At 72.4% G+C, this 9,869-nt stretch carries 10 protein-coding genes and 1 pseudogene; 10 read left to right on the top strand and 1 reads right to left on the bottom strand.

Annotation, left to right across the window (positions count from 1 at the left end; genetic code table 11):
- The 6 genes from JWQ91_RS15150 to hrpB all read left to right on the top strand — a co-directional run.
- A partial coding sequence (locus JWQ91_RS15150) for a circularly permuted type 2 ATP-grasp protein (protein WP_297785955.1) occupies positions 1 to 704 on the top strand: 704 nt, incomplete at its 5' end.
- Positions 698 to 1,624 carry an alpha-E domain-containing protein gene (locus tag JWQ91_RS15145; RefSeq protein ID WP_297785953.1) on the top strand — a complete coding sequence of 309 codons (927 nt, stop codon included), beginning with the start codon at positions 698 to 700 and terminating at the stop codon, positions 1,622 to 1,624. The genes JWQ91_RS15150 and JWQ91_RS15145, both read left to right, overlap by 7 nt.
- A 2-nt stretch (positions 1,625 to 1,626) precedes the next feature.
- Entirely contained in the window at positions 1,627 to 2,463 is an 837-nt protein-coding gene (locus JWQ91_RS15140) for a transglutaminase family protein (RefSeq protein WP_297785961.1), read from the top strand.
- Positions 2,464 to 2,634: 171 nt separating this feature from the next.
- Complete coding sequence (locus tag JWQ91_RS15135; protein ID WP_297785950.1) at positions 2,635 to 3,204, top strand: hypothetical protein; 570 nt, start codon at positions 2,635 to 2,637, stop codon at positions 3,202 to 3,204.
- A 51-nt stretch (positions 3,205 to 3,255) separates the two neighbouring features.
- Complete coding sequence (mgrA, locus tag JWQ91_RS15130; protein WP_297785947.1) at positions 3,256 to 4,326, top strand: L-glyceraldehyde 3-phosphate reductase; 1,071 nt, start codon at positions 3,256 to 3,258, stop codon at positions 4,324 to 4,326.
- A gap of 16 nt (positions 4,327 to 4,342) precedes the next feature.
- Complete coding sequence (gene hrpB / locus JWQ91_RS15125; RefSeq protein WP_297785944.1) at positions 4,343 to 6,829, top strand: ATP-dependent helicase HrpB; 2,487 nt, start codon at positions 4,343 to 4,345, stop codon at positions 6,827 to 6,829.
- 4 nt (positions 6,830 to 6,833) lie between these two features.
- On the opposite strand, the gene JWQ91_RS15120 is transcribed toward hrpB, so the two are convergent.
- Entirely contained in the window at positions 6,834 to 7,406 is a 573-nt protein-coding gene (locus JWQ91_RS15120; protein ID WP_297785941.1) for a molybdenum cofactor biosysynthesis protein, read from the bottom strand.
- A 185-nt stretch (positions 7,407 to 7,591) separates the two neighbouring features.
- Between JWQ91_RS15120 and JWQ91_RS15115 the strand changes: the two genes are divergently transcribed.
- The 4 genes and pseudogenes from JWQ91_RS15115 to JWQ91_RS15100 all read left to right on the top strand — a co-directional run.
- A complete protein-coding gene (locus JWQ91_RS15115; RefSeq protein ID WP_297785938.1) occupies positions 7,592 to 8,584 on the top strand; it encodes a hypothetical protein in 993 nt (330 codons plus the stop codon).
- Between the two features lie 185 nt (positions 8,585 to 8,769).
- Positions 8,770 to 9,060, top strand: a complete 291-nt coding sequence (gene rpsF, locus JWQ91_RS15110; RefSeq protein ID WP_297785958.1) for a 30S ribosomal protein S6 — start codon at positions 8,770 to 8,772, stop codon at positions 9,058 to 9,060.
- A 97-nt stretch (positions 9,061 to 9,157) separates the two neighbouring features.
- Positions 9,158 to 9,718 (top strand): single-stranded DNA-binding protein, encoded by a 561-nt coding sequence (locus JWQ91_RS15105; protein WP_297785935.1) that lies wholly within the window; start codon positions 9,158 to 9,160, stop codon positions 9,716 to 9,718.
- Positions 9,719 to 9,753: 35 nt separating this feature from the next.
- Positions 9,754 to 9,869, top strand: a pseudogene (locus tag JWQ91_RS15100) (30S ribosomal protein S18); the annotation flags it as partial.

Here is a 9,869-nt window from a genome sequence, read left to right as displayed (position 1 = left end):
GCTGCCCCGGCCTGATCGACTCCGCCCGTGCCGGCAACGTCACCATCGCCAACGCGGTCGGCAACGGCGTCGCCGACGACAAGCTGGTCTACACCTACCTGCCCGACATCATCCGCTACTACCTGGCCGAGGAGCCGGTGCTGCGCAACGTCGACACCTGGCGCTGCGGCGAGCCCGACCACCGCGAGGAGGTCCTGGACCGCCTCGACGAGCTGGTCCTCAAGCCCGTCGACGGATCCGGCGGCAAGGGCATCGTGATCGGTCCCGCCGCGTCGCGGGCCGAGCTCGACGAGCTGCGCGACAAGATCCTGCTCGACCCGCGGGCGTGGATCGCCCAGCCGGTCGTCTCCCTGTCGACCGTCCCGACCCTGGTCGAGGACGGCATCCGCCCGCGCCACGTCGACCTGCGGCCGTTCGCGGTGCATGACGGCGACGACGTGTTCGTCCTGCCGGGCGGACTGACCCGGGTCGCGCTGCCGGAGGGCGAGCTCATCGTCAACTCCTCGCGCGGCGGCGGCTCGAAGGACACCTGGGTGCTGGCCCGGCCCTCCGATCCCGAGGACGAGGGCGAGGTCGCCCCGACCGCGACCCCCGTCGCGGGCCTGTCGCAGTCGGCCGGCCCGATCCTCGACGACGAGGTCCCCGAGCTGCAGGTCCACGAGCAGGAGCAGCAGGCCCAGTCGACCGAGGAGAGCCCATGCTGAGCCGCATCGCGGAGTCGCTGTTCTGGATCGGTCGCTATCTCGAGCGCGCCGACGACACCGCCCGCATCCTCGACGTGCAGATGCAGGTCCTGATCGAGGACCCCGGCATGGACGAGCGCACGTCGTGCGAGCAGCTCCTGTCGGTCATGGGCGTGGAGAACTACACCGGCCAGCCCAACCGCTGGATGATGCTCGACCTGCTGGCCCACAACCCCGAGGCGCCGACCTCGATCGCCGCGGCGATCGGCGCGGCCCGCGAGAGCGCCCGCCGCGCCCGCGAGACCCTGTCGACCGACATCTGGGCCGCGATCAACACGACTTGGCGGGGGCTCGGGACGGCCCGGGCGATGCGCCCGCCGGACATGTTCAACTGGGTCCGCAACCGCACGGCGATGATCTCGGGCATCGCGGACTCCACGATGTCCCGCGACGACGGCTGGCACTTCTTCATGCTGGGTCGCAGCATCGAGCGGGTCGACATGACCGCCCGCCTGCTGTCGACCGCCGCGCTGGCGTCGGGTCCCCAGGTTGCGTGGCCCACGACGCTGCGGGCCTGCGGAGCGTACGAGAGCTTCATCCGCGCCTACCGCGGCATCGAGGCCGACCGCCAGGCCGCCGAGTTCCTGCTGCTCGACCGGTGGTTCCCCCGCTCGATCGTGTCCTCGCTCGCCGAGGCCGAGCGGGCGCTCAACAAGCTCGGGTCGGCCGGTCAGCGGTCCGGCTTCAGCGACGAGGCGCAGCGGCTGCTGGGCCGCGCGCGCACCGAGCTGGAGTACCGCCCGCTCGCCGACATCGTCTTCGACCTGCCGGTCGAGATGGAGCGGCTGCAGCGCAGCTGCGCGGCCGCGAGCGACGCGGTGTCGGCCCGCTACTTCGCCGAGTCCGAGTTCCACACCTGGCGCGGAGGCGTCCTCCTGTGACCATGCAGCTCAGAATCAAGCACACGACCGGGTACCACTACGAGAAGGGCGCGATGGCGTCGTTCAACGAGGCCCGGATGACGCCCATGACGACGTCGGAGCAGTACGTCCTGCGGTCCCGGCTCGAGATCTCGCCGACGCCGTGGAGCTATGAGTACCGCGACTACTGGGGCACGACCGTCACGTCGTTCGAGGTGCATGACCCGCACGCGGACCTGACCGTCGTCGCGACCTCGATCGTCGACACCCAGGAGCACCCCTCCAGGCCGCAGGCGATCGAGTGGGACGACCTGACCGCCGACGTCCGTGACGAGTGGTGCGAATACCTCGTGCTGTCGGACTGGGTCCGCCCCTCCTCGGAGCTCGTCGACCTGCTCGAGCCGGTCCGGGCGCAGTCCGCCCGACCCAGCGACTACGCCGCCGCGGTCGTCGACCTCCTGCACGGCCAGGTCGCGTACGTCCCGGGCAGCACCGAGGTCACGACCACCGCGGCCGACGCGTGGGACGCCAAGGCCGGGGTGTGCCAGGACTTCGCGCACCTGAGCCTGGGCGCGCTGCGGCTCGCCGGCATCCCCGCCCGCTACGTCTCGGGCTACCTCCACCCCTCGCCCGACCCCGTCGTCGGCGAGGCCGTCGAGGGCGAGTCGCACGCCTGGATCGAGTGGTGGGACGGCGAGTGGGTCAGCTGGGACCCGACCAACGCGATCGCCCCGGGCCCCCGCCACGTCGTGGTGGCCAAGGGCCGGGACTACGGGGACAGCCCCCCGCTGCGCGGCATCTACTCCACCGCCGGCACCTCCGAGCTGTTCGTCGGCGTCGAGATCACCCGCCTCCGCTGACCCGATCCGCTGGGCCGGTTCCGCTGGGGGCACCTCCCGCTTGCGGGGGGGTGGTGCAGCGTGAAGAAGATGAGACGGAGTGTCGTCCATTTCTGCGCCACTCGGGACCGGCTGTGCGCCACGCCCCGCCAGCGGGTGGCGCCCCCAGCGATCCGGGGCGAGGATGGGTCCATGGCCCTCCTGCACGCCGCCGAGATCTTCCCCAGCAAGCTCGACCTGCTCACGGGGTGGTTGCCGACGCAGGACTGGTACGACGGTGACGCCGCCGACCTGCAGCAGCTCGGGGCGTACCGGTTCGACGATCCCGATGGCGAGGTCGGCATCGAGACGTTCCTGCTGGCCGACCAGGAGCGGGTCCTGCACGTCCCGGTGACCTACCGCGGCGCCCCGCTCGAGGGCGGCGAGGAGTGGCTGATCGGGACGATGGAGCACACCGTGCTGGGCTCCCGCTGGGTGTACGACGCGCTGGGCGACCCGGTCTACCGCGAGGTCCTGACGCGCACGATCCTGCTGGGCGGCACCGAGGCCGCGCTCGAGCGGGAGGCCGACGGCGTACGCACGCCGGTCGAGCCGTCCGCGCGGGTGCAGGGCAGCGGATCGGCGGCGTCACCGGTCGTCCCGGTCGAGGTCGAGGTGCGGCACGAGCTCGACGAGGCCCCCCACGACGGCGACCTCGTGCTGACCGGCTCATGGGCCGGCGTGACCGAGCCGATCGTGCTCGCGGTGGCCCGCCGGGTCTGAGCCGACCCTCCCGGGCAGGCGGACATGCCCACCGGTGGCTAGCGTGGTGGGATGACCGAAGAGCGCTACTACGCCGACCCCGTTCCGGAGACCCACCGCCCCTACGTCGCCGCGGAGGACCGCTACCAGCACCTGGACTACCGCCGGGTCGGGACGTCGGGCCTGTTGCTGCCGCCGATCTCGCTGGGCCTGTGGTGGAACTTCGGCGACAACCGGCCGTTCGACACCCAGCGCGAGGTCCTGCGCCACGCGTTCGACAAGGGCATCACGCACTTCGACCTGGCCAACAACTACGGCCCGCCCTACGGCTCGGCCGAGGAGAACTTCGGCCGGATGATGCGCACCGACTTCAAGCCCTACCGCGACGAGCTGATCCTGTCGTCCAAGGCCGGATGGGACATGTGGCCCGGGCCCTACGGCAAGCTCGGCTCGCGCAAGTACCTCCTGTCGAGCCTCGACGCGTCGCTGGAGCGGATGAGCGTCGACTACGTCGACATCTTCTACTCGCACCGCGCCGATCCGTCGACGCCGGTCGAGGAGACGATCATGGCGCTCGACACCGCGGTGGGTCAGGGCAAGGCGCTCTACGCGGGCATCTCGTCGTACTCGCCGGAGCGGACCGCCGAGGCCATCGCGGTGGCGCGTGACCTGGGTACGCCCCTGGTCATCCACCAGCCGTCCTACTCGATGCTCAACCGCTGGGTCGAGGGCGGGCTGTTGACCGTGCTGGGCGAGCACGGGCTCGGGTCGATCGGCTTCTCCCCTCTGGCGCAGGGGCTGCTGACCGACCGCTACCTCGGTGACGACCCGGTCGAGCGCCAGGGTGACCGCGGCAGTCTCGACGAGGGCGTGCTGACCGAGGACAACCTCGAGCGGCTGCGCGGGCTGGCCGACATCGCGCAGCAGCGTGGCCAGTCGCTGGCCCAGCTCGCGATCTCCTGGATCCTGCGTCCCGGCGGCGTGACGTCGGCGCTGATCGGGGCGTCCTCGACCGAGCAGCTCGACGAGAACCTCGCGGCCGCGGCCAACACCGACTTCACCGACGACGAGCTCGCCGCGATCGACCGGTTCGCCGGCGACGCCGAGGGCGTCGACCTCTGGAAGGTGTCGGCTGACCTCTAGGCGAGACACTGGGTGCGTGCACCCCGATCCGATCCAGCGCCTGCTGGGCAGCCCGCCCGACCTGCCGGTCCTGGGTGGGCTGCCGGCGTTGACCGCGGCGCTCGGCACGTACGGGGTCGCGGTCGTGCAGGCCCCCCCGGGCACCGGCAAGACCACGCTGGTGCCGCCGGCGGTGGCTGCGATGCTGTCGGGGGACGGGCGGGTCGTCGTCACCCAGCCGCGCCGCATCGCCGCACGCGCGGCGGCCCGCCGGCTCGCGGGCCTGCTCGGCGAGCGCGTCGGTGAGACCGTGGGCCACACCGTCCGCGGCGACCGGGCCGTCGGGCCCGGCACCCGGATCGAGTTCGTGACGACCGGCGTCCTGCTGCGCCGGCTCCAGCGTGACCCCGAGCTGCCCGGGGTCGCCGCGGTCGTCCTGGACGAGGTGCACGAGCGCCAGCTCGACGCCGACCTCGCGCTCGCGTTCCTGGTGGACGTACGCGCGACGGTCCGCGAGGACCTGCTGCTGGTCGCGATGTCGGCGACGGTCGAGGCCGAGCGCACCGCCGCCACGATGGCCGACGGACCGGTCCCGATCGTCGACGTCCCGGGCGCCCTGCACCCCGTCACCCAGCACTGGGCGCCCCCGCCCCCGGGGGTGCTGCCGACCGACGAGCGGGGGGTGCCGCCCCGGTTCCTCGACCACGTCGCGGCCACGGTCCGGCAGGCCCTGTCCGCCGACGCCGGTGACGTGCTGGTGTTCGTGCCCGGCGTCGGCGAGGTGGACGGGGTGAAGCGCCGGCTGTCGGGCCTGGCGGACGTCGACGTGCTGGCGCTGCACGGCCGGCTCCCCGCCCGCGAGCAGGACCTGGCCCTCGCCCGCGGTCCCCGCCGCCGCGTCGTGGTGTCGACCGCGGTCGCCGAGTCGTCGCTGACCGTGCCGGGCGTCCGCGTCGTGGTCGACGCGGGCCTGTCCCGTGAGCCCCGCACGGACCAGGTGCGCGGGCTGCCCGCGCTCGTGACCGTACGGGTCAGCCGGTCGGCGGCCGAGCAGCGGGCCGGGCGGGCGGGGCGAGAGGCTCCCGGCGCGGTGCACCGGTGCTGGTCCCGGGCCGATCACGGTCACCTGGACCCGCACCCCGCCCCCGAGATCGCGGTCGCCGACCTGACCGGCTTCTGCCTCGAGCTCGCCGCGTGGGGCGATGTCTCCGGCGACGGGCTGGCGCTGCTCGACCCGCCGCCCCCGGCCGCCGCCGAGACGGCCCGGCAGACCCTGGTCGAGCTCGGCGCGATCGACGACACCGGCGCGATCACGGGCCGGGGCCGGGCGATGGCCCGGGTGCCGGCCGACCCGCGGCTTGCCCGAGCGCTGCTCGACGGCGCCGAGGCGGTGGGTGCGCGCCGCGCCGCGGAGGTCGTCGCGCTGCTCGACGACGACGTCCGTGCACCCGGCGGCGACCTGGTCGCGGCGCTGCGCGCGATGCGGCGGGGCGGGCCGACCGCCCGGTCCTGGTCGGACGCCGTGGCGCGGCTGGAGGCGCTGCTGCCGGCCCGGTCACCCCGGACCGACCTGACCGACGACCTCGCGGTCGGCACGGTCGTGGCGCTCGCCCACCCCGGACGCATCGCCCGTCGACGATCCGGCGGCACGTCCTATCTCATGGTGTCGGGCACCGGCGCGTCGTTCCGGGCGGCCGACCCGGCCCTCGCGGGGGTGCCGTGGATCGCGATCGCCGATGTCGAGCGCCGGCCGGGTGCCCGCGACGCCACGATCCGTTCGGCGGCCCCCATCGACGAGGACATCGCGCTCGACGCCGCGTCGGGGGCGTGGCACGAGGCCGACGAGGTCGCCTGGGCGCAGGGCCGGATCGTGGCGCGACGGGTCACCCGGCTCGGCGCGATCGAGCTGTCCGCGGTGCCGCTCCCTGATCCGCCTGTGGAGGCCGTCGCGGCGGCGGTCGCCGCGGGGCTGTCCCGCGACGGCCTCGCGGTGCTGCCGTGGAGCGACGCGGCGACCGCTCTGCGCCGCCGGCTGGCGTTCCTCCACCACGCCCTCGGCGACCCGTGGCCCGATGTCGGCGACGACGCCCTGCTGGCCGGGATCGACACCTGGCTCGGGTCCGACCTCGCCCGGGTGCGCAGCAGCCGTGACCTCGCCCGGCTCGACGTCCTCGGCGCGCTGCGCCGGCTGCTGCCCTGGCCCGCCGCCGGCCGCCTCGACGAGCTCGCCCCCGAACGCGTGCCGGTGCCCAAGGGCCAGGCTGTCCGCGTCGAGTACGGCGCGACCGGCGCCGAGCAACCCGTCCTGTCGGTGCGGATCCAGGACGCGTTCGGCTGGATCGCGACGCCGCGCCTCGCCGACGGCCGGGTCCCGCTGCTGCTGCACCTGCTGACCCCGGCGCGCCGGCCCGCCGCCGTCACTGCGGACCTCGAGTCGTTCTGGGCCGGGCCCTACCGCCAGGTGCGCGCCGAGCTGCGCGGCCGTTATCCCAAGCACGCCTGGCCCGAGGACCCGACGAGCTGACGGGTCACGCCACCGGGGCGCGCCTGACCTGACGGGTGAGCTCCTCCGGCGGGATCGCGACGATGTCGGTGACCGTCGCGGGCCCCACCGAGAGCTGCCCGTCGTCGAGCGGCTCGCACCGGATCCCGGCGTGGCCGCGGAGGGCCTGGTGGGCCCCGGGGGCGTACATCTCGTTCATCCACGCGCACGGGTTGGCCGGGGTGATCGACCGGAACCGGATCGGCCCGTGCCCCGCGTCCAGGGTGAACGTGTGCCGGACCAGCGCGTCGACGTCCAGCCCGCGGGTCACGACGTTGCGGCGGGCGAGCACGGGGTCGAACGGGGTGTTGGCGGCGGGGAACAGCCCGTCGGCGGCCAGCTCGCGCTCCAGCTGCTCGATCTTCTCGGCGGCGATCAGGGTGACCGAGGCATAGGTGAACCGGGTGTTGAAGTAGCGGTCGCCGACCAGGCCCTTGTGCGCCCGGACCCGCACCGTCGCCGGGGTCTCGTCGCCGTCGAAGGGGGTCATGCCGTCCCGGGGTCGCCCGTCCATGCGCCGCCGCGGCGACACCACCAGGTGAACGATCTCGAGCTCCATCCCCCGAACCTACCCACCCGATCCGCGACTGGCGCAAGACGAAGGTTTCGAGACGGCGAGTCGTCCACTCTTGCGCCACTCGGGTGCGGGTTTGCGCCACTCGGCGGGGTTGTGGACACGCGCAGCCATCCACAGCCGGTGATCATCCCCTCGCTCCGGCCGCCCACCGCGCCGACGGTCGATGCATGGAACCCATCAAGCACGCCGACGCCCACGCCCACGGATTCACCCCGCACCTGCTCCGCGCCTCCACGCTGTTCGTCCACCCCGCCGCCGGGGTGGCGCAGCCGGCCGCGTATGCCGACGACCTCGCGACCACCTGCCGAGCCGTCAGCCTGGTCCTGCCTGCTGACACCGTGTTCACCCACCTCACGAGCGCCCGCCTGCGTGGGTGGTGGCTCCCGATGACGAACCACGACCTCCCGCTCATCGCCTGCAGCGACAGCGACGCCCCGCACCACGACCGCCGCGGGGTGTACGTCCGACGCTGCGGCATCCCACCCGGCCACCGGACGCACCTCGGGGACGTCGCGGTCGCCTCGGCCGAGTGGACGATCGTCGAGCTGGCCGAGCACCTGGTCCTGCTCGACCTGGTGGCGATCATCGACAGCGCACTCCATCTCGAGCACACGACGACCGACCGCATCCGCGCCGCGATGCGACCCGGACGGCGGGGCGTACGCGTGCTCCGTCGGGCGCTCGACCTCGCCGACGAGCGCAGCGAGTCGTGGTGGGAGACCATGCTGCGGCTGCTCCACGAGCTGTCCGGAGTGCCGGTCGAACCGCAGCAGGTGATCACGAACGCCGCCGGCGTCGAGGTCGCTCGCGTGGACCTGCGGATCCGCGGGACCAACCGCGTGCCCGAGTACGACGGTTCGGACCACCGGCCGCGCGAGAGGCACGAGAAGGACCTGCGGCGGGACAAGGTCCTCGCCCGGCAGGGGCTCGAACGCTACGGCTACATCGCGACCGAGATCATCCACGACCCGGAGGGGATCATCCGCGACGCCGAGGACGCGCTGGGTCTCCCGCACGTGCTGGGCCGCACCGGTCTCTGGCGGTCCGAGGCCCGGCTCGCCACGATCAGCCGCGCCGGCCAGGCCGCGCTCGAGCGTCGGCTGCAGCGGTTCGTCCGGACGGCGTCACCGCGGACGCGGCGCGCGAGTGGCGCAAACTGACCCCCGAGTGGCGCAGATGCGCACAACACGCCGTCTCATTTTCTTCGAACTGCGCCACTCGCCGTCCTGGGCGCGATTTCCCTCGGGTGGCGGTGGTCCCGTAGACTTGGGCAGTTGCTGTTCGGCAACCCCCTCCTGCTACGGAATTCACCGTGGCCGTTTAGTCCGAAGGAGACTGAATGTCATTGCGCCCGTACGAGGTCATGATCATCCTTGATGCTGATCTCGAAGAACGTACCGTCGCCCCCAGCCTGGACACGTACCTCAACGTCGTGCGCCAGGACGGCGGCTCCGTCGACAGTGTCGACGTGTGGGGCAAGCGCCGTCTTGCCTACGAGATCAACAAGAAGAACGAAGGCATCTACGCCGTCGTCCAGCTCCAGGCGGAGCCGGCCACGGTCAAGGAGCTCGATCGCCAGCTGACGCTCAACGAGTCCGTTGTGCGCACCAAGGTCACACGTCCCGACGTGAAGTAGGCCTGATCTCTGTTCCTCGCTGTGGATGAGCGCTGTTGCTTGTCACACGACTGAGGAACACTCGAGCCAGACACCCACACACCTGAGAGGCTGCGCCATGGCAGGCGAAACCAACATCACGCTCGTCGGCAACCTGACGGACGACCCGGAGCTCAAGTTCACTCCTTCGGGCGCCGCAGTTGCCAACTTCACCGTCGCTTCGACACCTCGTACGTTCGATCGTCAGACGAACGAGTGGAAGGACGGCGATGCTCTGTTCATTCGCTGTGCCGCTTGGCGCCAGCTCGCCGAGAACGTCGCCGAGTCGTTGCAGAAGGGCCAGCGCGTCGTCGTGACCGGTGCCCTCAAGATCCGCAACTTCGAGCGCCAGGACGGATCGAAGGGCACGAGCGTCGAGATGAACGTCGACGAGATCGGCCCCTCGCTGCGCTACGCCACCGCCAAGGTGACGCGCGTCAACCGTTCCGGCGGCGGCGACTTCGGCGGCGGTTCAGGTGGGGGCAACTCCGGTGGTGGCGGCGGCTTCGGCGGAGGCAACTCCGGCGGCGGCGCACCGGCCCAGGGCGGCAACGACCCGTGGTCGACGCAGCCCTCCACCCAGGGTGGGTCTGGCGCATGGGGCGGCAACTCGGGATCGTCCGAAGAGCCCCCCTTCTAACCACTCACGTCAGCAACACAGAACTCAGGAGCAACATGGCAAAGCCAGTCGTCCGGAAGCCGAAGAAGAAGAGCAACCCGCTCGCTGCGGCCAAGGTCACCGAAATCAACTACAAGGACACCGCGCTGCTGCGCAAGTTCATCTCGGACCG

Source organism: Aeromicrobium sp., from assembly GCF_025965075.1.
In the GTDB taxonomy this organism is placed as follows: domain Bacteria; phylum Actinomycetota; class Actinomycetes; order Propionibacteriales; family Nocardioidaceae; genus Aeromicrobium.
Note: the sequence above shows the minus strand (reverse complement) of the source record. Positions and strands in the feature narration are given on the sequence as shown.